This is a genomic window from Streptococcus mitis (assembly GCF_946190275.1).
In the GTDB taxonomy this organism is placed as follows: Bacteria; Bacillota; Bacilli; order Lactobacillales; family Streptococcaceae; genus Streptococcus; species Streptococcus mitis_DC.
Window position 1 is genome coordinate 1 of sequence record NZ_CAMHZQ010000066.1, and the last position, 305, is coordinate 305.

At 43.3% G+C, this 305-nt stretch carries 1 tRNA gene; it reads left to right on the top strand.

Going from position 1 to position 305, the window contains the following annotated elements:
- Positions 1-81 precede the first annotated feature (81 nt).
- Positions 82-155, top strand: a tRNA-Asn gene (locus N8M20_RS10265).
- The last annotated feature ends 150 nt before the right edge of the window (positions 156-305 follow it).

A 305-nucleotide genomic window follows, 5' to 3' on the forward strand; every position in this document is an offset into this window, starting at 1 on the left:
CGAACACAGAAGTTAAGCCCTAGAACGCCGGAAGTAGTTGGGGGTTGCCCCCTGTGAGATATGGAAGTCGCTTAGCTTTATTCCGCCATAGCTCAGTTGGTAGTAGCGCATGACTGTTAATCATGATGTCGTAGGTTCGAGTCCTACTGGCGGAGTAGTTAATTAAAGGAGGTTTTGACCTCTTTTTTTGTTATATAATTAATAATCTATCTCGCACCTAACGAAGCGGGCTCTTTGTCAACTGTAGTGGGTTGATGAAAAGCTAAGCTCGAGAAAGGACAAATTTCGTCCTTTCTTTTCTGATA